The following is a 24,036-nucleotide window of genomic DNA, read 5'->3' on the forward strand; positions in this document are numbered from 1 at the left end:
GGCGCGGAGGCCGTGGAGGGAAGGGGCGGGGCCGAGGGAACCGCGGGGCAGCAAAGCACGGTCCGGACGCTGAGCCGGGATGCCGTGTCACAGGCGCTGACCCGCGTACGAGAAGCTGCGAAGCGGAACAAGCGTGAACGGTTCACCGCGCTGATGCACCACGTCACGCCGGACCTGATGGCCTGGGCCTTCCATCAGCTCAAGCCGAAGGCTGCTCCCGGCATCGATGGGGTGACGTGGGACGAATATGCGGTGTCGCTCGATGCCAACATCGACGACCTGCACCGCCGTGTGATGCACGGTGGATATCGAGCGAAGCCGTCGCGGCGGCAGTACATCCCGAAGCCCGACGGCCGGCAACGACCGCTCGGCATTGCCGCGCTGGAGGACAAGATCGTCCAGCGTGCGATGGTGGAGGTGCTGAACGCCATCTACGAGACGGACTTCCTCGGCCTCTCCTACGGGTTCCGGCCAGGGCGCTCCCAGCATGATGCGCTGGACGCGCTCGCCTACGGGATCAATCTACGGCAGGTGAATTGGGTCCTGGATGCCGACATCCGAGCCTTCTTCGACTGCATCAGCCACGACTGGATGATGCGGTTCCTGGAACACCGGATCGGCGATCGCCGTGTGCTTCGGCTGATAGCCAAATGGCTGAAGGCCGGGGTCATGGAGGAAGGGGCGTGGACGGAGGGCACGGTGGGAACGCCACAGGGCGCGGTCATCTCGCCGCTGCTGGCAAACATCTACCTGCACTACGTCTACGACCTCTGGGTGGATCAGTGGCGCAAGCGCAGGGCGACCGGCGAAGTCATCGTCATCCGCTATGCCGACGACACCATCGTCGGCTTCCAGCGGCATGCCGATGCCGACCGGTTCCTCCGCGATCTGCGGGAGCGGCTGGCGACGTTTGGCCTGGCACTGCATCCCGAGAAGACCCGCCTGATCGAGTTCGGCCGCTATGCGGTGCCGCGCCGATCGGTGAAGGGGCTTGGGAAGCCGGAGACCTTCGACTTCCTGGGTTTCACGCACATCTGCGGGAAGCGCCAGGACGGGAAGTTCATCCTGCTGCGGCAGACCATCGCCAAGCGGATGTGGGCCAAGCTCCTGGAGATCAAGGAGACGCTCTATCGCATGTGCCACCTGCCGGTGCCCGAGCAGGGGCGCTGGCTGGGGCAGGTGATGCGCGGCTACTTCGCGTATCATGCGGTGCCCACCAACTCGCGGCGGACGACGGCTTTCGCATTCCATGTGGTCCGGCACTGGCGGCGAGCGCTCATGCGGCGCAGCCAGAAAGCCTACGTCCCATGGCGGCGGATGAAGCCGATCGCCGCGCGCTGGATACCATCCGCCAGAATCCGGCACCCCTGGCCGCAACAGCGCTTCCTCGTCCAACACCCGAGGTGGGAGCCGAGTGCGTTAGCAGCGCACGCTCGGATCTGTCCGGGGGGCGCGGGGTAACCCGCGTCCCTACCGGGATGGGCGCCGGCGCCGGGCGAGGCTGTCGCGCCATGCCCAAATTGTTCCCGACGAGATCACTGTTCCTCCCGCCAAGGCTTCCGGAAGGTCCCGCTTGCAACGGGGTCGATACGGTCTGCCTGCGCGAGGGCCCATTCGGCCCAAGCATCCAAGTCCACTGGCAGCATTGGTTCGGCGCTGCTCTCATTGGCGATCCGAACCTGCGCAACATAGCGCCGGATCGTCTCAGCCTTCTGAAGTGCCTCGACTTCGCAGAGGAGTCGCTCGACACGCCTGCGTTCCAGTTCCGCGATGCGTTCGCGCTCACGACGCACGGCCTCCTCACGTTCCTTGCGGCGCTCCTCAATCAGTTGGGTTCGCCGCTCGATGCGCCACGCATGTTGACGTAAGACCCCTTCGCGGTGCTGCTCCTCGCCCTTCAAGACGATCGCGACCGCGATCTCACCCAGTTGGCTCTCGAGCCGCTGCTCACCATCCTCCCAGATGCGTCCATCGGGTCTGCCGTTATCCTCTGGATCGAGCGCGATGCGGATTTGCTCGACCGCGGTCGTCTTCATATCCGCACCCTTGCCGCTGCGTCGTTTTGTCTCGATGACGGCGACACGGACGCGCACGCTTTGATCACCGACGCGGACCATGAATTCGTTGATCACACCGTCGTAGGGTTCGCCGCCCGATGTTTCAGCGCGGCAGCCGCATGAGGCGGTCGCCAGGAAGAGCGCCGAGATCATGCGTAGTCGGCGCCGTTGGATCGCGCTCTCGTATCGGGGCGCGTACCATGACGACAGAGAGCCGTACTGCTTCGCCTTCTCCTGGCGCGCTTCGTCATATTTGAGGATCCGTGCGACTACCGGGTGTGGGCGATCGAGTACCTTTGGAACAGTGACCCGGCGGATGCTCTGCTCGATCGAGAGCCGAACGTCCTCGATCGGTTCCTCGAACGTTGGCTCTGGCGGGATCGGGCCGAGGGTCTCGTCCTCGGATAGTTGTGGCCAGTAGTAGCGCCAGTACGGATTGCCGCCAATTACTACCCTATCCCGAAGGCCAGGCGGCCTCTTCGGAAGCGCAGTCCTGATTACGGACTTACCGTTCGATCTCCGGGCCCAGTAGCCACGAGGTGGCACCGGTACGTCTACTCTGGCGCATGTCTTGGCGATGGCCACCCCGGAGATCCCCACCTCCGGAGCCAGTTTCGTCAGAGGCTGAGACCAAACAAGGTCGTAGAGTTCCTGTCGGGTGAATTCCTGGGCCATGGGCACCTCCGTGGCGTTGCCATATTCACCGCTTGTCGCGAGCACTCCAACGCCACGCGGCCGAGCCTTAACGCCACAGGTTACACGGGCCTGTCTCGTGGATGAGTCTCTCCGGCCCCCCTGACTTGGCTGATTTGGTACATGTTTTTGAAATTTAGATGGTTGGCCCTTTCCCGGTCAGCCTCGCACTGATTATCCTGCAGATTGTAATCGGTGCGATCGTCCAGGAAATCCGAGGCGGCGACTCGATGCTTGGCCCCAACGCAGGGCCTTTTTGCTGGGGATGGTGATGGACCGAGAGCTAAAGCAGTATGCTACAGCCCTGCGCACTTACATTACTTCTACGTACCATATCTCGCATCCAGCGCTAGTAGACCTTCGCGACGAACTTCTCGCCCGCGAAGGCGCAATCGCACAAAGACCTTACCTCGAGAGCACCGCGCGCTACGAAGGCGCTCGGCGCTTCGAGGACCTCGAAATCCCGAAGCCAGTCGCGGACCTCTTGGCGCATCTCGGGGAGCGCAAGGCCGTCTTCGACCCGCCGTATGACCATCAGGCGAGTGCGCTGGAATTGGCGCTCGCGGCGGACTACCGCGATATCGTCGTCACCACGGGGACGGGTTCCGGCAAGACGGAGACGTTCCTCCTACCGATCCTCGGCCGTCTGGCCGCCGAGGCCTCGGCCACCCCGTCCTCGTTCTCCACGCGAGCGGTCCGCGCGTTGCTGCTCTACCCGATGAACGCGCTGGTCAACGACCAACTCGGGCGCCTTCGGGTGTTGTTTGGCAGTAACGACGTCGCGCGGTGGTTCACCGACCACGGCGGCCGCCCCATGAAGTTCGCTCGCTACACCGGGCGTACGCTCTACCCCGGGCGACGGAAGGAGGACACGGCTAAGCACTGGTCGCGCCTAAAGGAACCACTCGAGTTCTTCACGAAAATCGAGGACCGCGCTGCGTCGGACGCGGCTACGCGGGCGCTTATCGCCGAACTCCGGAGCCGAGGAAAATGGCCGGCCAAGCCTCCGTCGAGCCCGACGAAGGAGGACGGCGTCAGCAGATGGCTCGGCACCGGCAAGTGGAAGAACCAGGGCAGGTGGGTCCGTACCGTTGAGCAACCTGAGGACCCGGAACTTTTCCTGCGCCACGAGGTGCAGGAGCACGTTCCGGATCTGCTGGTCACAAACTACTCGATGCTAGAGTACATGCTCCTGCGGCCAATCGAACGCGACATATTTCGCGAGACTGCAGATTACTACGCTGCCAACCCTAACCAGCGCTTGATGCTGATCCTCGACGAGGCGCACCTCTACCGCGGCGCGCAGGGGACCGAGGTTGCGATGCTGATCCGGCGCCTGCGCAACCGCCTGCAACTGCCGCTCAGCCAGTTTCAGGTCATCTGCACTAGCGCCTCATTCTCCGACCCCGAGGCGGCCAAGCGCTTCGCTGCCGGCCTCGCTGGCAAGCCCGTCCCCGGGTTCGAGGTGCTGACGGGCAACAAGCGCGCGGCGCAGCCCTCGGGGCCGGGCGACAGCAGGGTCGCGCAGGCGCTCGCGAGTGTCGATCTACAGCGCGTCCATGACGGCGAACTCGCCGCACGCTTCACCGCCTTGCTCCCCGTCCTCAAACTGGCGGACCCCGAGACGTCGGTCGAGGCGCTAACGCGCCTTGCGGCAGACGTGACCAACGCGGACCCCGTCGCGCGCGCGCTGAACTCAGCCCTCAGCAAGCTTCCGGTCACGGGGCGGCTGGTGAACCTCACGAGCGGCGCGCGAGCCGAGGGTGATCACGAGCGCGATCCTGTCGGCGTGGGGCCCGCGCAGGACGCGGCCCGTTTGGCACTCCGGTTGTTCCCGGACGTCGACCCCGCTTTGGGGATTCCAGCAGCCAACGCCCTCGTGGAACTGGCGTCGTTGGCGAAAGAGAGTAACGGGAAGGCGCCGCTTCTCGCCGCGCGCGCGCACGCGTTCTTCCGGGGACTGCCAGGGCTGTGGGCGTGCTCGGATCCGAGATGCTCCTGCGTCCCCAACAACATTCGGCAGCGCTGGGCCGACAACCCCGCTCCGACGGGTGCGCTCTATGCGCAGCCGCGCCGCACGTGCCAGTGCGGCGCTCGTGTCTTCGAGTTCCACACCTGTCGCTCGTGCGGGTCGGGCTACTTCAAGGCGTTCTCCTTCGACCCAGCCGCGCCAGAGTACCTGTGGGCAGAGGACGTGGGCGAGGTGGACGACATCGATGGTGTCGTGAAGCCGGTCTTCCTCGCGCTTGAGGAGCCACCCCAAGGCTCTGGCGCGAGCCTTGACTACTTAGACCCGGTGTCAGGACGCGTCGGCTCCAGGAGCAATACGGCGCGGGAGATCTGGTTGCCGCCTGTCGGGCAGAAAGACACCCCGCCTGGGCACTTCCCGTATTGCCTGCGCTGTCGCGCGGACGGCGAAATGATCCAGGATCATGTCACTAAGGGTGACGAGCCGTTCCAGGAACTCGTCTCGTCGCAGTTGCTTGAGCAACCCCCGCGCCCTGATGTCGAAACGCCGCTCAAGGGCCGCAAAGCCCTCATCTTCTCCGACGGGCGGCAAGCCGCTTCAAGGCTCGCCGGCAAACTTCAGCAATACTCGATGCGTGACGCGGTCCGCCCACTCATCCTCGACGGCTTCGCGGAGTTGGAGCGGCGGTTCGGCGCGCCAGTCGCGCTGGAGCACGCCTACGCTGCGCTGCTGACCGGTTGTGTGATGCGGGGAGTTACGCTGCGTCCCGCACAGGCGCCGCACTTCGAGGAGGACCTACAGCTATTTCGCGAGTTGCTGGCCAGCGTCCCTCCGCTCACCGAGCGCGCCTTCCTCTCGCGGTCTGCGGAGTTGAACACGCACCGCACCAACAAGGCGCTGATGCTCGCGCTCTATCCTGTGCTGAAGGACCCGCATACCGGCCTTAGCGCGCTTGGGCTCGGGACCATCCAAGCCCTGCTGGACGACACCGACCTCGCAGCGCTCCACAAACTGCCCGCGCCGGCCGAGCCGGTGGATTTGAGTGACGACGAGCGCCGCCTTGCGCTGCTGGACCTGTGGCTCAATGACGCAGTTCTTGGCCACGCTGTCTTCCTCCCGACTACGCCGAGCGACTGGCTGGATTCACCGAAAGGCGCGAGGATCAACCGGACCAAGGCCAGCTTTCCAGGGTTCGTGAAGGACCTGGTTGGCACCAAGTGGTTCAACGCAAACCTGCGGGGAACGACTGCCGCCCCAGCGCCCTGGGGGACGTTCCTCCGCAGGACGTTCGGCGCGAGCGAGACCGCCAACGGCTTCATCTTACGTGCGGCAAAACTCCGGGTCGCCTCGACGGGCATCCAGTGGCGCCGTTGCGACACGTGCACGACCGTGCAGCACTTCAATCCGCTGAGCGGCGACCGCTGCCGCATGCGGCTCGGCCAACGCGAGTGCGGCCAGACCACCCGCCCGCTCGACCCGTCAACTGACCCGGTATTTCGCTCTCGGAAGGGCCATTTCCGCCGGCAAACCGAACGGCTTGCGTCAGAGTCCGGCTACGCGCCGCACCCGTATGTCGCCGCCGAGCACTCCGCGGCGCTCAATGACGGCGGCAACAGCGCCGCGGTCGCTCGGACAGAGTGGCACGAACTCCGCTTCCAGGATCTAGACGTCGAGGGGCCCGAGGGCCGCAAGGATGGCCCGATCGACGTGCTCTCGTGCACGACGACGATGGAGGTCGGCATCGACATCGGCAGCCTCACCGCCGTCGCGCTCAGGAACGTCCCGCCTGGACGCGCCAATTACCAGCAGCGCGCTGGCCGTGCAGGTCGTCGCGGATCCTCGCTCTCGACGGTCGTAACCTACTGCGGCGCCGACAGCCACGACCAGGAGTTCTACGCCAGCCCGGCGGCGATGGTGAGCGGGCCGGTCCCCGACCCAACGCTGAACCTCGACAACCTCGAGATCGTGCGTCGTCACTGCTTCGCGCTGGTGATGAGCATGTTCCAGATGGACGCCATCGCCGACCCGCACGACGACAGCGTCAGCGCCAACGTGTTTGAGAGCCTTGGGCGGCTCCGGGATTTCCGCCGTGGCGGACCGTCCGAATTCTCCTACGCCGGTTTGGAGCGTTGGCTCGGTGACAACGAGTCATCGGTCAGAGCCGCTCTGGCGGAGGTCGTCCCCGAAGACGTCACCAAGGTGGACTCTAGTTTCGTCGAGTCGGTCCCCGCACGGCTTCTCAACGCACTCCGGGAGGTTGGTGCGGGTCCGCCCGACGTTGCGGACCTCGAAAGCGTGCTCTCGCCAGCGATGGACGAACTCGTCGTCGAGGGAGGCGGCGAAGAGGCTGCAACCGCGCGAGGCGGACTCACGATGGATTGGGGTGATGCTGTCGACTTCGACGCGGTTGGTGCTCCTGCAGCCACTCCCGACGCTTCGGGCGCCGCCGACGTCGATCGTGCCGAGGAGGCTCCCGAAGGTGGGCTCGATCCCGAGAAACTGCTCGACCGGCTCTTTGATCGCGGCGTGCTCCCCCGGTACGCGTTTCCCACGGACGTCGTGACCTTCCACGTGTTCGACAAGAGCGCGAGCACCGAGCGCAAAGCGGTCCTCAAGTACTCGCCCCAACTCGGGCTGAACCAGGCGCTGTCGAGCTATGCACCCGGCCGCGAGGTGTGGGTGAACGGGGAACGCCACTACTCCTTCGGCATCTGGACGCCCTTTAAGCGCCGAGAGTGCTGGCAGGCGTGGTTTGGAATGAAGGTGTATTTCGAATGCGATCAGTGCGGATACGCGCGCGTCGAACAACGGAGCGAGGAACATTACGTCGGGCAGGTCTTGGACTGCCCGGCCTGCGGCACCCCGGGCTCGCTGGGCGTCGGCACCCGCTGGCTTCGGCCGCCAGGTTTCGCGCACCCTGTAGACGTCGACGCGGAACTTCCTCTTGAGGACAGCCCAGCCCCAACGCGTCCGACACGCGCAAAGCTCAGCGCGCCCTTCACCGACCGCGGCCCGCCCGCGCATGCCGCTCAGGCTGCAAATGGCGCAGGATACGAGGTCTGGACCGCGAAACAGCGGCTTGTACTAACGAACACCGGCTCCCAAGATCGAATGAAGCCGGGCTTCCTCTACTGCCCGCGCTGCGGGCGCGCGGAGCCAAACGGTTGGAGTTCCGGCAAATTCCAGCAGGGCGGCCACCCAAGGCCAAACCCCGACCACTTTCCGCACGGCGCGAATTGCAATGGCACCCCGACGGTGGTGGTGCTTGGGAACGAGTTTGAGACGGACGTCGCCCTGTTCCGATTCCGCCTCAGCGGGACGGCGACCATCGCCCCAGGCTCCACGGTAGCGAAGATCGTACTCACGACAGTAGCCGAGGCCCTGGCTGCGGCCGCCGCGAAGATCCTCGACATCGAGGAGTCTGACATCGGAGCCGAATTCCGCGTTGCCATGACGAGCGGCGGGCGTACCGGCCGCGAAGTCGAGATCTATCTCTACGACCTGACGCCGGGCGGCGCCGGCTTCGTTCGTGCTGCAGTGGAGCGGCCCGGCGCCCTATTCGATACTGCGCTGAAGCGCCTAGAGTCTTGCGACTGCACCCACTCCTGTTACCAGTGTATGCGTAGCTTCAAGAACAAATGGGATCACAAGTATCTCGACCGTAAGCTGGGCGCCGCGTTCATCCGGCACGTCGTGCGTGGAGAGCAGCCGACGATCGACACTGACGACGAGAAGCGCATGCTCCAGGCATTGCGTGTGGATCTGGAGGAGGCGGGGCATGCCGTCGTCGTTGTCGATGGTGGGCTTCGGCTCCCGGGTATCGGCGGTCGGGTCGTCGTACTCGGCCATCCCATGTCGCACGGGGAGGCGGGCTCTGTGCGCGGACGAGTGCTCGTCGAGCAGGCCGGGCAATCAGTGGTGGTGGACCAACTCCTTGTCGATCGGGCGTTGCCCGCAGCTGTGAAGGCTGCGACAGGCGCGCTTTCAGCAGAGCGCGAGGGCTTCGCTGTGCCGTCATTCCTTGCGGAGGCACCTGGTGGGTGCCCCGTATACGACCCGAAGACACTTGGCCTCGCGAATCCTCCGTCGGCGCTCACCACGGTGCTTGTTCCCGGCGCACCGTCAGGGGCGTTTGTTGTGAAGCTCACACGCCCCACGCTCGAGCGCTGGGGGAAAGGCGAACTCGGAATAGACGCCTGGGTCGTATTCACTCCGACGGCTCCTGCTGACTTCGCGCAGGGTAGGGACAAGACGCCGCGGCTGCTGGTGAGCAAGGTGGGGGCCTTCAACGCGACGAAGGAACGGTGGACCTTCGGACTTCCGTCCACGCGCGGAGACAAGGCCCATATTCTTTACTTCTCCCACGTCGCGCCCCGCTCCGAGGCGCCGCGCGTGGAGGAGGTCATCGTCGTCGGTCGCGCATTCGGGGTATTCGTCGGTGGCGAACTCCAGTTGTTCGGAGGCGCTTAATGGCCCGGATGTACCCAGACGTTCCGCCGGGCGATCTCGAGCACGCCTCCGAGGAACTTGTCTACGTAGCGCTACGCGATCAACTCGGCGACGACTACGCGGTCCTGCATTCGTACCCGTGGCTGCGGCCCTGGCGTGGGGACGCGCTACTTGAGGGCGAAGCTGACTTCGTCGTGGTCCATCGTCATCACGGGCTCTTGGTGCTCGAGGTGAAGGGAGGGGAAACGATCAGGTATGACGGGCGGAAGTGGTCTCGCGACACGTCAAACGGCCCGAAGGACTTTCAGGACCCCTTCGTCCAGGCACGGAGGAACATGCACGCGCTGCTCGATATTGTCAGGGAGCGCTCCGGAAAGCGGCTTGGGAAGGAGGATATCGCGCATGGATATGCGGTCGTCTTCCCCCACCTCGACTATGAGGGTTCACCGCCTCCGCATGCTGACAAGGCGATCATCATCTCGCGCAAGCACCTCCCCATGATGGCGCAGGCTATCGAGACTGCGTACAGGGCGTGGACGGGCACAACGAACGCTGCGAAGCCGCTTGGTCATGAGCAATACAGAATGCTCTTGAATGACTGCTTGATGCCCAAGTTCCGCATATTCCGACCTGTAGGGCCCGACATTTCGAAGACCGCCGACCGTCTCCTCGAACTGACTGAGACACAGGCGCAGGTGTTCGAGGGGCTGTACGTTCAAGACCGAGTCCTCGTTGAGGGCGTTGCTGGCTCGGGGAAGACGTTCCTTGCTCTCCACCGCGCGCTGGCGTTTGCGCGTGAGGGCAAACGTACGCTGTTTGTCTGTTACAATAAGGAGTTGGCTGCGTGGCTGCGCGCACATGTCGAGGAGGATCCCACAACGGCGGAGTTTCGTAGCCTTCTCACCGTCAAGCATTTCCACTCGCTCGCCGCTGACTTTGCGAAGGAGGCCGGGATCGAGTTCCGCCCGCACGACGGGGGCGAATTGACGGACTCGTTTTGGAACGATGAGGTGCCCGACCTCATGGAACAGGCCATCCTCACGCTAGGTGACGCGGCGCAGTACGACGCCATCGTCGTCGATGAGGCTCAGGATTTCTGCCTTGGCTGGTGGTACGCGCTGACAAACTCTGTGCTGTCACAGCCGGACGGGCCTCTATACGCCTTCTTGGACCCGAACCAGTCTCTCCGCGGCGTGGTCCAGTGGCCGGACGTCGAGTTCGGCGCGCGCTTCAAGCTCACAATCAACTGCCGGAACACTCAGCGGATCGCAGCCGGGAGCGCCTCGGTCCTCTCGCTGACGCCGCACATCTTCAAGCGGGCGCCGGTCGGTGGCGCGCTTCGAGTCCTTCGCGCCGGCTCTGACCGCCAGCAGAAGGGCCTCGTGCTCCAGGAATTGAGATCGCTCCTGCAGCGCGAGGGCGTGACGCCCAAAGAGATTGCCGTCATCGGGCCCGCAGCAAAGGATAAGGGCAGTCTCGCCGACGTGCGCGACGTCGACGGCGTTCCGCTCGTGACGTCCGCGCTGACGTGGCGCGCGGGCGGCGGTGTGCTCGTGACAACCGCGCGCTCATTTAAGGGGCTCGAGGCCGAAGTCGTCGTCCTCTACGACCTCGGTGGGTTTGGCGCTCTCTTCAAGCGTGAGGATCTCTATGTGTCGTGCACGCGGGCGAAGGTGCTGCTCATCGCAGTCGTGCATGGTGAGCAGTGCAGGGAGGTGATCGCCGCGGCACAGGCGGCGTCGGAGGCGGAACAGTGACGATCGAGACGCTCACGCGCGCCCAACTCGCTAGCGAACTCGGGTCCACGGACCTTGAAGGTAACGCAAGCGCGCGCGCGATTGCACAGTTCATGCGCGATGCCATGAGTCGTTGGGGCCTCTGCCCGAAGCGGGCGCTTCTCAAGCACGCCAGAGAGCAACTTCGAGCCGGCGATGTGCCGACTGACTCCGTCCCCCAGGTCCTCGAGCGGCTCGTCGCGCTGGGCGAATGTATGGAAGTCGCGATCGGCCACGAGTCGTACATCGCGCCCGCTGAGCCTCGCTGGGTAGCCTCCGGGGGCGGCTTGGCGGTTATGCTCGGCCCGGTCGACGTGCCACCGGAGATACCCCGGCTGGGGACGCAGGAGCCCACCGACGTGGCCGTCCGAGTCCAAGTCGCAAGCGAGGAACAAGCCGCGATGCTCGAGGCGTGCGGCGCCCGGCAGATCTCGCTGGCCGAGTGGCTGCACCCGCTAGGCTATCTGCGCCACGTCTCACGGCGATCTGGCGATGCCATTCGCGGAGATCGATTCACCCTCGCGGCATTTTGGGAGCATCTGACTGCCGCTGTTACCGAGGACGGACTTCAGGTCGACCTCGATGCCGAGATCCGCTTCGCGGTCGGTGCGCCGGGCGGCTTTTTCGGACGATACAGCGCTGCCACGCTCGAGGGACGCTGGCGGGATTCCGCATCGGATGGCGTGTGGTGTGCTTACCGCCGAGGCTACGGCGACGCTCATTGGCTCCCCACGCTGGTCTCGGTGGATGGCAATGATCGGCGGACGTTCGACCTGTTCGACGACGACGAGTGGCGGTGGGCGCTCCTCGCGCGTTCGAGAGCCATTGGCCCGGAAGAGGTCGTTCAGCACTCGGGAGATGAGGTTCAGGTGACCTGGCCGCTACCGCAACAGCTCCGCGCCGCGTTGGACATCGTCGGAGTTCCGTCTGGAAGATGGCAATGGCGAATGACCCCCGACGCCCCTGATCTTTGGGCCTTGCTCAATTAGTGGTCCGCCTTGCACGAATGGCCGCGACGAGCCTCTCGCGCGGCCGCAAACCGATGGTCGCTGCTTCGCAATTGCGGAGCCACGCCTCGCGTTCCCGCCAGTATGCTTCTGTCATTGCAGCAACATCCGCAGCGGCATCGCGGACATTCTCCGCACGCGTGATCTGCGCCCGGTTTCCTCGCTCCTGAGCGTCTGCCAACGCCGCCGCGGCACGTATCAACTCCCGACTAGCCAACTCCAGCGCATCTCCTGCCTCCTCTGCGACGACGCCGAGCCTAGCGCGCAGTTCATCGACAAAAGCTGACCGCTCTGCGCTCCATATAACGCCACCGGCCTGCTCTCCGGCGCGCAACTGGCCAAGTTCGACCTTAGTCGCGGGGTCGGGTTCGGGGATCGTTGCCGCACGTGGAAGCCCCGCGCGTTGGTGTGCCATTGGGTTCATCAATGCCGCGATGCACTGCTGGGGAACGTCTTGCCATCCGGCCGGCGTCTTCCTCCGCACACAGAGGTTGGTCCTGGCCATGAGCGCCGCGCGGAGCCACCGAGCGTCGGCTTCGAGGGCGCAATGTGCCGCGCGAGAGAAGGGGGCCATCAGTTCAACGAGCTTTTCGCTCGGCGACCTAGTCACCGCCGCGGCTACCGCGCGCTTCGTGGCTTCAAGCGTTCGCTGAAGCGCTAGTGCCTCAGCGGGGTCCAGCGTGCTCATCCGGAGCAGGAACCAGCCCGGCTCCGCATGCTTCCACAACTCGTGATCATCAAAGTAGGTTACGTCCAGCGCCTCGAGCGATATCTGCTGGCTGGCCCAATTGTCGATGATCTCATCATGCAGTTGATCGCCAAAACTCGCGAACCTGAGTTTCCTCCGGATTGGTAGCGCATCGATCATCATCGTCACGCTTCGAAGCGGCGGAGTACCTATGTCTGCGCGGCGGGTGATGAACGCATGCGCATGCCGCGGGCTCCGCTCGTGTGCCGGGTCGGCGCCAAAAGTAAAAACCACCTTTGCGGTAACCGGCCTGTGTCCGAACATGCCGACCTCACCGAAGCGGTACCAGAGAGTGCGGAACCTCGTGCCCGTATCGGGGTCGCTGTTTGCCCGGATGTGATACTCGCCAGCCTTATCGAGCAGCCGCAGCATAGGCTCTATCGCCCGGTCCCAGGCTTTTGGCCCGGCGGACGAGTACTCAGGGATGTCGCCAATAACGGGCGCGACCGGACGCCAGCCTTCCAGGCGCTCGCGCAGGGCGGCCGCCCACCCCACGTGCCAAGGGAGGTGTGGACGCAGCGCTGACGTGAGTTCTTGGGAGGCATCCTCCGCTGCCATCACCGCCGTGCGCTCCTCCAGGCTGCGCCACCTGGCGCTCTCGGGACGCAGCGCCGCGTCCTCGATCGCCTTGGCGACCTCGGCGAGGTGCGCCCCGTCGAGATTGACGCTGCGCTCGAACGCGTTGAACCGGCCGAGAACGGTGACCACCTTCTCGTCCACGAGGCCGCACTGTGCGATCGTGTAGACATCAATCGTATGCGCGGCGCCCTCGCTCGAGAACGCTGCCGCGTTCCCAATTCGATCGAGCCGACCGATCCACTGCTCGACCTCCTCCGGTCTCCACGGAACGCTGTAGAGCACCAGTACACGCGCGCACTGGAGGTTGAGTCCGACCTGCGCGGCCTCCGGCGCGAACAGGACCTGGGCCTCGCCGCGTTGGAACGCCTCCAGGTTCTCGTTCGTCTCATTTCCGAACCCGCCAAGATCCTCGACGGCATCGGTTTCCATGCCCTGGCGCACGCGCGCCGCAACGAGACGGATGCGTGCGCCAATCGGACCGATCTCGGGGAGCCGCGACTGGACGAGCCCAAACAGGTAGTCGACGGTTAGATTATCCTGTGCCGCCACGAGAACACGCTCCTGAGGCGCGTCTGCCCAGATCTTGGCAAGCAGATCGACGAGAGCGTCGGCACGCGAATCTCCGGTACTCTTGTGGAGCAGTGGCTTCACTCTCTCGAGGAGCCCATCGCGCTCGTGGCCCCTTCGACGGAAGAAGTCGACGCGCTGCTCTATCGACGGCGGGCTCAGGATGGCGCGTTTTGCCAGCAGCACGGGATCAAACCGAGCACTGAGACTGTCAAGGTGGGTGAAGTACCTCCACAGGAGCGTCTGGCGGTCAACCTCTGCGCCCAGAGGCTCCACAACGATTGGGTGATGCTGCCGCCGAGGGAGAATGCCGCTGTAGTCGACACGTCGGGTACGGATCACGCGGCGATAGGCGCAAAGCGCCATCGCTGCGTCCTTCAGCGAGTTCTGCTCTGCAGTGGATGCCGCTGCACGATCGCGCTCGAGAAGCGCGTCTATGACTTGCTGCGCCGCCCACTCGGGCCACTTCGAAAGATCCTCATTGACTGTCAGTTCACGCGCCGCGTCTACGACCTCCCAGCGCGCTCGTGCGGCGCGCTCTGGCTCGAGGAGGGCGAACAGCTGTGCGTGCCGCTCAGGGCGTTGGAACGAAGGGGTGGCGGTCAGAACGAGCAAATGCTCGAACTCGCCCGACACGCGGACGATGCGATCCTGAAGGTCGGCGCGCAGTCGATGCAACTCGTCGACGATGAGGACCTGGTAACGCGTCGGGTCAATGTCTGAGAGCGCAAGCCGTAGTGCCCCGGCGGAGTCCTCCTGTCGGAGTTGGTCCTCCCACGCGAGCCTGACGTACTGACCATCTTCCGACTGATTCGTTTCGTACGGCGCGGCATGCGAACGGGTCATCAATTCGTCACGCCACTGCGGCACCAACCTGTCGGGCACGATGACGAGCGCGCGTAGGTCTCGGCGCTGCCTGCGAAGTGCATTCAGGATCATCAACGCCTGGACTGTCTTACCCAGGCCGACCTCGTCAGCAAGGAGGTGCCGGACTCGGACGTCCGTCAGCACTCGGAGCACGTTTGCGACTTGGTGGGTGTAAACTGAACCCGCCACTCCCAGCGCCGGCGCGACCGGAGTACGAATCTCCTCCGCCTGGCGGCGGAGGGCCTGCAACTGCAGACAGAGATCGACGTAAGGGTTTCGGCTCATGCGCCGCCCCAACGTGCTTCACGGGCCCTCAGCGCGAGGTAACGCGTTGCACGCGCAACGGAGCGCTCGACCAACAGCGTGTCGATGGCTGCTCGCCAGTCGGTGGTGAGCGCGAGTTCCGGCGCGATCCAGAGCGTATAGCTAGCCTTAAGTGCATCACGTGCCGGAACTGCGCCCGCGAAGGATCGACGCGCGGAGTTGGCCCAAGCCGATAGCTCATCGGCGACATCGTCCACTGTCATCGTGCCGACCTCGAGCGCCATGAGGCGAGGCGCGCTATCCGACGGCAACAGCATGGCTGCGAGCGCGCGTAACTCGACGCGCTCGCGCACACGGACGAATGCTTCATCCCAGCGCTCCGGACTCTCGCCAGGGTCTGCGTCTCCGAGTTCGACTGCGACGTCGTTCTGGCCGCGTGCGCGGTATCGCGCTGCTAACGCCTCGTATGCTGTCGAGCATGCGCCATCGAGCACCTCATAGTCGTCGTCACCGAGATCTGACGGCGGGCCGACGCGCGCCCATAGTGTCGGAAGCGATCGGCGGATCTCCGCGACAGCGAGTTGTCGGATCTGGGTCTCTTGCTCGTCCGATAGTTCTACAAGCCCGTCGCGACCAAGTGACATCTCCCGACACACCTGCTCGAGGACGCTCCAAGTGCTTCTGCGAGGGATCGTGGCCTCCTCATGCGTCCACTCGGGGCCGCAGCACACCTCCGTCATCCAGCCCTCAATGCGTGCGGCTACCTGACCGCGGTGGATCTCGCCGATCGCGCTGCGCGTCTCCGCCAACGACCAGCGCAGGTATGCCTCCACGAGATCCTCGAGTCCGACACCGTCGCGGCTTCCACGCCGCTGGCGCTTGAGCCTTGGCCTTGTCGCGCCTTCAACCGCGAGGTCGCGAAGCTGAAGGCGTTTGGGTGCTATGCAAAGCGTCGTAAAAGGGGCTGCGGCGCCTAACTCAAGGTGGTCGGCTTCGATCGGAGCTAGCAAGTAGGTCCGGCTCCCCAGCACGCCCTCAGTCGGCTTGCCGACAGGATCGTCGGCGCTGACTACGCCAAACCGGAGCGGGCCACCCTCGCAGAGGAGTTTCGGCTCATCCCGCCCCTGCCACCAACAGGGGCGGACGACGCGATCCAGTTCCCAGGCGGCGCCGGCGATGTGGCCAACCCGCGTACGGAAGGTCGCGGACTCCGCACCCGAGACGAAATCCCGCACGTCCTCGCTGAGGAGGGTCTTCATGACCGCGTGCTCTGATGAGACCGGTTGCGGGACCGGGCCGAGCGCGCCCGTCGCGGTGAAGACGCGTCCGCCAGCCTCCAGATCAATGGTTAGCGGGAGGCCGTCAATCGGCGCCGCACCGTCGACCACGAAACCGAAGCGTCCGCCCAAGAGGGCTTGTACAGTCCGTTCCTCGGACCGCAATTCGACGCGGACCGGAGCCGTCACGGGGGGCGGTGCACCGACGCCGCGGAATACATATTCGCGTGAATCAGTCTCACCGGAAACGCGAAGCCTTTGCTCGCCGAACTCGACAGCGACCCGCACAACCTCGGTCGCGCCTGCCGCCGCCGAGCGTCCGTTGAGATGCACAACAAGCGCCTCGTCGCCGGCTAAGCGTTGTGGGACCAGCACGCGCTTGTCCCCGGTTACGAATGTCGGGATGTCGTCCCCACGTCCCACTGGGGGCGTGCCTGCGAACCGGATTGACACGCCGCGGCGCACGTCAAAGCCGAGTTGCGCGAGTGCGCGGGCGCCGCCGGCAGTATCAGGTGCGAGTTGCAGGCATCTCAGCGGTCCGATCTCGCCAACGATCGGGCAACCACGAAGCGGTTCATCATCCTCACCGATCAGCGCCCAGTACTTCCGGTGGCCCGTGATGGTGCTCCCGTGCACCTGCCGCGCGACATCGCCCTCCGCGCTCACGGCGAACAGCTGCGGAGGTGCCAACTCCAACTCGAAGCCATGCAGGACGGCCAGATCCTGTGCCTCGAGTCCGGCCCTGTCGAGTTCAGGAAACAGCGGCGCATTGCCATCTGGGAGCGCCGTGAACTTCAATGGAAAGGGGAGGCCTGACAGCAACTGGTCGCTGACGACCCGCGCGGTGGTGCCCCAAAGCTGAGGCGCGAACCTCCTACGACGCAGGGAATGACGGAGTCGCTGAGCAATCGTCGCGTCTAGCAGCGGGAAACTCGCCTCAAGGAACAGCGCATCGTTAGTGAGTCGAAGTTGGAGGGCCCCTTTGATGCGAGTCACTGCTGGAAGTTGGACCGTGCTGTTAGTGCCGGACCTAGCTGCGCGCTGGATGCTCCGGGCCACCGCGACCCCACGGCGAGCGACATCGTCTGCCTCCAGATCGGCAGACAGCCGGCTGACGATCTCTGCACTAAGGTCGTGCCCATCTCGCCGCAGCAGGCTGCGAGTGAGCGACACAACCACTCCGAGGTCCTCCAGAAACGTGGCGAAGCGCGCGGTCGGATACGCTGCGGCGCTCCTGACGGCTCGATAGAGCGTAGCTTCGTCCGAGTCGCTCACGCCTACGCGCAGGTTTGCGAGCGTCGCCGCGAAGGGCCGGTGGAACTCGAGAGGCAGGAGCGCATGGGTAATCGGCCACGCAATGAGGTGAAACGCCTCGGCCCAAGCGGTTTTCGGTGGCTGTGCCCCTCGGAACTGCTCGGACGCGCGGACGAATAGATCCTTGATCCGTTGGCGCCCCATCGGCGGCAGTTCGACGCCCAGTTCACGGTCGAGAAGCGGCCAGAAGTCCGTGCCGGAGCCGCGGTACCGGTAGCCGACCTCCGTCGCCGCGACGAGGAGTGACAGATGGTTCTCGTCCCACCAGCCACTGTCGAGGGGATGGAACCGCAAGTAGGCCCGCACTGCCGCACGCAACTTGGTCAGTTCGTCGGCGTCCAGACCATGCTCCACGAAGAACACCGCGCTTTGGCGCGAGTCACGTAGCGCACTGAACCGCTCAGCAAGGAGACGCTGGAACTCTTTCAAGCAACACCGCCACCGACCACAGCAGCGACGGAGCGCCGACGCTGGCTGCTAGGGCAAGGAGCCTCACGACGCCAATCCGCCACCCTTGAGCAAGGGCTTCGATCCCGCAGGAACACGTGGCCCCCTCTAGATGCGGCTTTGAGACCTGGAGCATCTTCCATTACATGTTGGAGAGTATGATATTTGATGCGGAGCGCAACACAAGAGCGGGGCTCTAGACTCGCTTGCGGCGTCGTCGACGTTGTTCAAGATGTTTCGAAGAAGTTCCGGCCCTTACAGATCCTCGAAGAGCGACGTCTGGTTGGGATCCTCAGGCGGAAGCACGACGCGGGCCCCGTGTCGAATTGGCCGGACGAGCGAGTGATCCGCCACTTTGCGCAGTGCGTCATCATTCTGAAGCCGCGAGACGAGCCACCTCTCGATCCACCAGGACACGACAGTTCGCGTTCCCGCCTTTGGGTCACCTAAGTCGAAGAGATAGTCCGGTTCCGTGTCCATCCCGAGCAGGTACTCGCGGAGGTTCCGGATCAACGGTACGCCGTAGACGATGCGGTGGCGCCCGTGCATCAGGAGCGCGTCGGTCGGCAGTTTCAGTCGATCGAGACCGTCACGGATCTTCCGCAACTTCGGGCTTACCCCCTCACCGAAGATGCTGTTTACGCGCTGGCCGGTGAGTGACTGCTGTACGAGCGCCACCAGCGCCTCGACCGTCGCCGACCCAAAGTGAGACGTCCCGTACGATCCGGACCGACCGAGTTCAAGGAAGGCGAGTTGCTCGTCAGCCTTGCCGCCGAGCCGAGCGGCCGACATCCGGATGCGATTGTACTGGCTCGACCCCACGCCATAGAGCGACGTCGTACCAAGGAAGACCAGGTGCGATGGCCGCACGATCGGACGGCCAGCCATCGACGACGCAATCTCGCTCTGTTGGTCGGAATACCGCTGCCGATATGCAGCTATGACTTCTGGGCTCGCAGCCAGCATCGAGACCAGTTTCCCTCCAAGGATGGGGCCGTAAGGGGCAACCGCACCGCAGACCGTGATGTCAGCCATGGCTATGCCGACGCGGTCGGCCTTCGCCTTCCGCAGCACGGTCTTGACCGCTTGTCGGCCCTCTTGGTCCTTAAGCAGTGCACGCACGTCCTCGGCCGTCGGGCTCTCCGGCAGGAACTTCGTGAGGGCAATCTTGACGCGGAGCATGTCCGCCAGCGCGAGTGCCCGCTTGCTACGATACAGGTGTGACAGTGCCTGCTTGCGCCAGTGGGCTTCTGCGCTCTCGGCGCTTGGTCGCACGCTGCGCTTCATCTCTTTGCTGCGCACCAGCCTATGGTGCAGTTCGCGCTGCCGCTCGCCGTAGGTCGCGAGTAGCGTGATGACGTCGCTGGATGGGGCTCGGAAATCTCCCGGCGAAAGCAACTGCTCTTCAATGAAGTCTTCAATGTAGCACTCGCTGATGCTGGCATCGACGGTCTGCTTCAGCCAAGCCGCCAATGCTGCAGAGCCTTCTTCGGCAGCAAACTCGAGGAATGCGTCCGGGTGCCAGCCAATCCAGGCGTCCCGCTCGCGGATCTGCACGATGGGGCTGCCGAGTGCGCCGATGCCGACGATCGGGTGGCAATCGCACGCACGATCGCGGACGAGGAAGGCCATCGTCCGTCCTGGCGTGCTCGTGTACTGATTGCTCCACGTGTGGCGGAAGTACCGCCATATGTCCTGCAGAGCGAGGCCGGTGTGCTCGCACGTGGCTCCATCATCGACAAACTGGAGGTAGGGGTCGACGATCTGCCTCAGGCTTTCGACGACGCTCTCCGGATCCGACGACCGCACACGCCGAAGTCCAGCGGCGAGTTCACGGCCGTCTCGCATCAGTGAGAAGATTGAGACACGCCGACCCTTGTAGAGGCGGCTCGCTTCAAGCCCACTGACAAACCGACGGGTCGATGGCTCACGCAGTTGCTCGTCGCGCTTCACCAACTCCTGATTGCGGATGCGCTCCTTCTCGCGGAGCGGGTCGAGGAGTTCTTCCTCAGGGCGCCTGACTTCGACGGATCCGCCGGCCGTCACGCGAATGGGCCACCGCTGATGGGCCAGGTCGGTCAGGATGAGGAGCGCTGCGCGCAATGGTGCGGAGCGGGAGTGGCCGCCGAGGCTCCGCATTGCTTCGCTTGTAACGCGTTCTATCGCCCCGTCTTCGGGAGGCTGCGAAAGGCTCGACAGTCGTTCGGCGTGCGCGCGGAAGGCCGCGCGCGCACTCTCCTCTTCGGGCAGCGATGGCGCCAGCACGAACCACTCACCTTGGGCGAACTTGCTCATTGGCTAGCTGTCGAGGAGTGTTGCCAGCGTATCGCTCCAACCCTTCCGAATTGACTCAGCGACCTTGATGTCCGTCTCCTTCTCCAGGAGTGCCTCGGTTCGCGCCATGGCGAGGAGCAGGAGGTCGAGGTGTCCTCGTAGTGTCGCCTCGGCCGGGGTGTCTGCGTCGAGCAAGGGCTTGTAGATGATCTTGTAGAATGGGTGCTCCGGATTGATGACCAGCACGAATCGCCCATCGTCGCGGGCGTAGTTGAAGAAGAGCGTCTCGCTCAGCGACTTTGCGAGAATCCGGTACTCTGTCTTACGGTGCAGGTCGCCTGCGTCGCCAGCCGCCGGCAAGGTCTTCCCGAGGCCGCCAAGGACCTGCTCGTCACGAGGTCTGCGCCGCAGCGGCAGCGGAGGGAGCATCACGTCCTTCTCGCTGGCCCGCCCTTCCGATGCGCTGAACCGCTCGGCTGTTTTGACAGCGAGGTGCGCCTTCCGCGCCCGAGCGTTGAGCGCTCTGGCGATTGCCTCAATGTCTGGCGCGATGGCCTCGACCAGGTGCGGCATCGGGCGGATCTGCTGCTTGCTGTGCGTGATCCCGAAGGCTTCGTCGAGCACCGGATCGAAGGTCACCTCGCAGCGCCACCAGTCATCATAGTTCTCCCGCCGCTTGCCGTTCAGGAAGAACCAGCCGTAGTCGACCTCCCGGCCTGCCCGTACGACCGACACGCCAGCGCCTTTGGCGATGCCCCGAAGACGCTTCTCATCGTTTCCGAGTTTGGACCACGCCTCGACGGGCAGTTCTGAAAAGCGGATGCGCACAATGCCTGTTGTCGCCCGGTCGTCAGGTCTGGCTGCGACCTCAATGACCAGTTCATCTCCGAATTGCGTCGCGCCGGAGAATCGGCTGCTGGAATGCAGATACAGCGGATCAACCGGTTCGACGGGGTCTCCATTGATCGTCAACGACACTCCGCCCCAGAGAAAGTGTCGGAAGCGACGTCCGAGGGAGACCAGGAGCCGCTTGGTCAGCGTCGATATGCGGCGGTTGTCCAGACGGTCGCAGCGGGACCAGGTGACCGCGGTGCCGCTCGCGTGGCCGTTGATGAAGGTGGGCCGGGGCACGACTGCCGGCTCGGGAACCGCCGTGATCGCACCACTCGCGATCTCATCGATGTCGAGGTACGAACTGAGGACCTGGCCCCTGCGTGATCGCCACGTGTGGACCGTGACGCGCTTCGCCTGACTAAGCGAACTGTTCGGCAGCCCCATGCCGTAGCGTCCGAGACCGTTCCGATCATTGAACCGCGAACTGCCACCAAAACGCAGCGCGGTCCGTAACGTTCGGGCGTCCATTCCCGAGCCATTATCAACGACGGACAGAACCAAAGGGTGCTCGTCACATGTCTCGTCGACATTGATGGACACGGCGATTTCGGTCGCCCCGGCCTGCAGCGAATTGTCAATAAGTTCCGCCACCGCGCTGGATGTGCCCTTATAGCCGGAATCGCGGGTCGCCTGGATGAATTTATCCAGAGCGACAATCGAGTAATCTTCATCAGTACTTTTCGTCATTGGCCCCGCTCTACCGACTTCATTCATCTCCACCGAGTTTCCCAATATAGGCGCCGGTGTTTCAAGGCGATTTGGCGCGCCCGATCCCGGAATAACGGACGCCGTGCAGCTTTCAAGGTAGCTCTCGAACTCAGCCCGAATCGGCGCTTCGGATAGTAGGGCCCTGAATCAACGGCTGGCCATCTGCCGGATCTCGGGCTGACCGAGAGCCAAGGAGCCATGCTGGATCGTTGCACCAAGGCGCGCTGGCTCGATCTCGTCCGACGCCAAGTTCGATTTGCTGATTTTGCGACGCTCGATGGAACGCGCAGCGGTGTACCTGGGGAGGCACTCACGGGATGAGTCGCTTCCTCACCTGCACCGACAGCAGGGCCGAACCCAGGTCGAAGGTAGCCGCGGAGATATTCCTGGCCATGACGCGGACGGTGTTGTTGGACCACACCGCGGCGTCGAGTTCGATGAAGCGCGTCGACGAGGCGAGCGCCGCATCGGCGAGATCCCCCTGCCGCGCGCCGGTGACGGTGACGTCGAGCAGGCTGGTCGCCCCAGGCGCCAGCGACGGCAGGTCCCACGCCACCTCCGCGGCGAACTCGCGCTGCCCGACCGGCAGCGCGGAGGTGCCGCAGAGCAGCGCCGGCGCCGCTTCCGGCAGTCCGTAGAGCCGCAGCGCCTCGAACTCGATCTGCCCGTCGAAGCCGACGATGCCGATCTGCGCGAAGGCCACCGCGGGCCCGAGCCGCACCGTCATGCGCTTGTTCAGCGAGGCATCGGCCATGGCCGCGCCACCTGTCCAGGCCTTGGAGGGGACGTTCCACAGCAGCGTGGTGATCGAGGCCAGCGCGTCACCGGCGACGTTCTCGCGGACTTTCATCGCCGCATCGAAGCAGCGCACGAAGATCCGCCCGCCGTCCGCCCCGCCGACGAGGGAATGGACCAGGGCGAACTCCTTCGCCTGGCCGCACTCCACCACGAAGGCCAGCCCCCGCTGCGCCTCGAGTAGCAGCCCGCGCGCGGTCGGCGTGATGTCATCGAGCCCGTTGAAGGACAGCCCGGCCAAGGTGGCGGCGCTGGTGGTCGAGGTCGCGACCACTGCCAGCCCCTCGACGCCGATCTCGGTGGTGCCGTGCCGGAACGCCTTCGCTCGGACGTTCGGGACGGAGCCCAGCAGCCGCAGATGCCGCGAGGCCGGTGCCCGGTGGCGGTTGAGCACGCTGTTGCCGCAGCGCGTGGCCGTCGCGGTGTAGTCGATGCCGACCTGGTAGGTGTTGCTCCAGGCGACCTCGTACTCGCAGTCCTGCGCCGCGGCGGTGTGCCGGGCGACAATCGGCGAGCAGGCCTCCATGCGCAGCGCGCGACCGATGATTGCCGAGCCGCTGGTCTCGTTGAGGAAGGGGATCGCCACATTGGGGTCGAGCTGGCGCAGCTCGAAATTCGGCGCGTCGAAGATGTGCCGGTTGTGGTTGGAATAGGCGCCGTCCGCCTTCGACAGCCGGATCCCGAAGCGATCCAGGCTGGGGTTGATCCCGGTCGCGACGGCGAAGTGCCCGCCATAATAGCGGATCGAGGTGTTCCAGGCGGTGGCGGTGGCGCAGTGGATGTCGAGGCCGATGCGGTTGTTGAGGATCCGCCCGAGGTGGAAGGTGCTGTCCTCGACCCCGCGGCCGTCACCCAGCGTTCGCATGCCGATGGTGAAGCCCGACACGAGGCGGAGCTCGACCACCGAGGCGTCGATGTTGCGCACCAGGATGCCGATGTCGGCCTCGTCGAGCCAGTCGGACTGGGTGGCGCGCACCACTTGCAGACCGGCATAGTGCTTCTCGCCATTGCGGGTGGTGCCGCCATCACCCAGCGTCAGCACCGTGGCCGGGGCCGTGCCGCTGTGGCGGATCACCCCGTGCATGATCAGCCCGCGGGCGCCGCCGCCGAGGACCACACCCGCGGAGACGTTCCAGGTGCCGGGCGGGATGACGGCGAATTTCTGGTCCGCCGCCGCGCGATCGAAGGCCGCCTGGATGGCGGTGCGGTCGTCGGCGACGCCGTCGCCCAACCCGCCGAAGTCGGCGGGCAGCACGGTTTCGCGGTCGCGCAGGTACTTCGCCAGGTCGGTCTTGCTGACCGCGGTGTCGAGCACCAACAGGTCGTCGATGCGGGCAGGCATGGTGATTTCC

At 64.8% G+C, this 24,036-nt stretch carries 11 protein-coding genes; 4 read left to right on the forward strand and 7 right to left on the reverse strand.

The features are described from left to right. Positions 1–84 precede the first annotated feature (84 nt). Positions 85–1,461, forward strand: coding sequence for a group II intron reverse transcriptase/maturase (gene ltrA / locus WJM96_RS15690; protein WP_424813459.1), 1,377 nt, complete (start codon positions 85–87; stop codon positions 1,459–1,461). 74 nt (positions 1,462–1,535) lie between these two features. Here the strand turns inward: ltrA and WJM96_RS15695 are convergent, their stop codons facing one another. Beyond that, positions 1,536–2,732 (reverse strand): hypothetical protein, encoded by a 1,197-nt coding sequence (locus WJM96_RS15695; protein ID WP_424813460.1) that lies wholly within the window; start codon positions 2,730–2,732, stop codon positions 1,536–1,538. Between the two features lie 367 nt (positions 2,733–3,099). Continuing rightward, positions 3,100–3,243: a hypothetical protein gene (locus WJM96_RS15700; RefSeq protein ID WP_424813461.1), complete on the reverse strand. Its 144-nt coding sequence runs from the start codon at positions 3,241–3,243 to the stop codon at positions 3,100–3,102. Here WJM96_RS15700 and WJM96_RS15705 point away from each other — a divergent pair. From WJM96_RS15705 to WJM96_RS15715, 3 genes are read left to right on the forward strand one after another with little or no spacing between them, the layout of a single operon-like run. After that, positions 3,235–9,189, forward strand: coding sequence for a DEAD/DEAH box helicase (locus WJM96_RS15705; protein ID WP_424813462.1), 5,955 nt, complete (start codon positions 3,235–3,237; stop codon positions 9,187–9,189). The two genes, WJM96_RS15700 and WJM96_RS15705, sit on opposite strands and share 9 nt — an antisense overlap. After that, the gene (locus WJM96_RS15710; protein ID WP_424813463.1) at positions 9,189–10,925 is read left to right on the forward strand and encodes an NERD domain-containing protein; all 1,737 of its coding nucleotides are present in this window, start codon (positions 9,189–9,191) and stop codon (positions 10,923–10,925) included. The genes WJM96_RS15705 and WJM96_RS15710 overlap by 1 nt, the downstream gene beginning before the upstream one ends. Continuing rightward, the gene (locus tag WJM96_RS15715; RefSeq protein WP_424813464.1) at positions 10,922–11,932 is read left to right on the forward strand and encodes a hypothetical protein; all 1,011 of its coding nucleotides are present in this window, start codon (positions 10,922–10,924) and stop codon (positions 11,930–11,932) included. Before WJM96_RS15710 ends, WJM96_RS15715 begins: the two co-directional genes overlap by 4 nt. On the opposite strand, the gene WJM96_RS15720 is transcribed toward WJM96_RS15715, so the two are convergent. The 5 genes from WJM96_RS15720 to WJM96_RS15740 form a co-directional block, all read right to left on the reverse strand. Beyond that, entirely contained in the window at positions 11,925–14,996 is a 3,072-nt protein-coding gene (locus WJM96_RS15720; protein ID WP_424813465.1) for an SNF2-related protein, read from the reverse strand. The genes WJM96_RS15715 and WJM96_RS15720 overlap by 8 nt on opposite strands. Next, entirely contained in the window at positions 14,993–17,995 is a 3,003-nt protein-coding gene (locus tag WJM96_RS15725) for a hypothetical protein (RefSeq protein WP_424813466.1), read from the reverse strand. The genes WJM96_RS15720 and WJM96_RS15725 overlap by 4 nt, the downstream gene beginning before the upstream one ends. 273 nt (positions 17,996–18,268) lie before the next feature. Continuing rightward, complete coding sequence (locus WJM96_RS15730; protein ID WP_424813467.1) at positions 18,269–20,308, reverse strand: Druantia anti-phage system protein DruA; 2,040 nt, start codon at positions 20,306–20,308, stop codon at positions 18,269–18,271. 3 nt (positions 20,309–20,311) lie between these two features. Further along, positions 20,312–21,868: an ATP-binding protein gene (locus WJM96_RS15735; RefSeq protein WP_424813468.1), complete on the reverse strand. Its 1,557-nt coding sequence runs from the start codon at positions 21,866–21,868 to the stop codon at positions 20,312–20,314. 331 nt (positions 21,869–22,199) lie between these two features. Further along, positions 22,200–24,026 (reverse strand): hypothetical protein, encoded by a 1,827-nt coding sequence (locus WJM96_RS15740; protein ID WP_424813469.1) that lies wholly within the window; start codon positions 24,024–24,026, stop codon positions 22,200–22,202. Positions 24,027–24,036 lie beyond the last annotated feature (10 nt).

The sequence above is a fragment of the Roseococcus sp. YIM B11640 genome, from assembly GCF_049727625.1.
In the GTDB taxonomy this organism is placed as follows: Bacteria; Pseudomonadota; Alphaproteobacteria; order Acetobacterales; family Acetobacteraceae; genus Roseococcus.

Bases quoted from the DNA above. Each gene is read 5' to 3' on its own strand.
- WJM96_RS15695 (WP_424813460.1), bottom strand. From the start codon at position 2,732: ATGGCCCAGGAATTCACCCGACAGGAACTCTACGACCTTGTTTGGTCT.
- WJM96_RS15700 (WP_424813461.1), bottom strand. From the start codon at position 3,243: ATGCGCCAAGAGGTCCGCGACTGGCTTCGGGATTTCGAGGTCCTCGAA.
- WJM96_RS15710 (WP_424813463.1), top strand. From the start codon at position 9,189: ATGGCCCGGATGTACCCAGACGTTCCGCCGGGCGATCTCGAGCACGCC.
- WJM96_RS15720 (WP_424813465.1), bottom strand. From the start codon at position 14,996: ATGAGCCGAAACCCTTACGTCGATCTCTGTCTGCAGTTGCAGGCCCTC.
- WJM96_RS15730 (WP_424813467.1), bottom strand. From the start codon at position 20,308: ATGAGCAAGTTCGCCCAAGGTGAGTGGTTCGTGCTGGCGCCATCGCTG.
- WJM96_RS15735 (WP_424813468.1), bottom strand. From the start codon at position 21,868: ATGACGAAAAGTACTGATGAAGATTACTCGATTGTCGCTCTGGATAAA.
- WJM96_RS15740 (WP_424813469.1), bottom strand. From the start codon at position 24,026: ATGCCTGCCCGCATCGACGACCTGTTGGTGCTCGACACCGCGGTCAGC.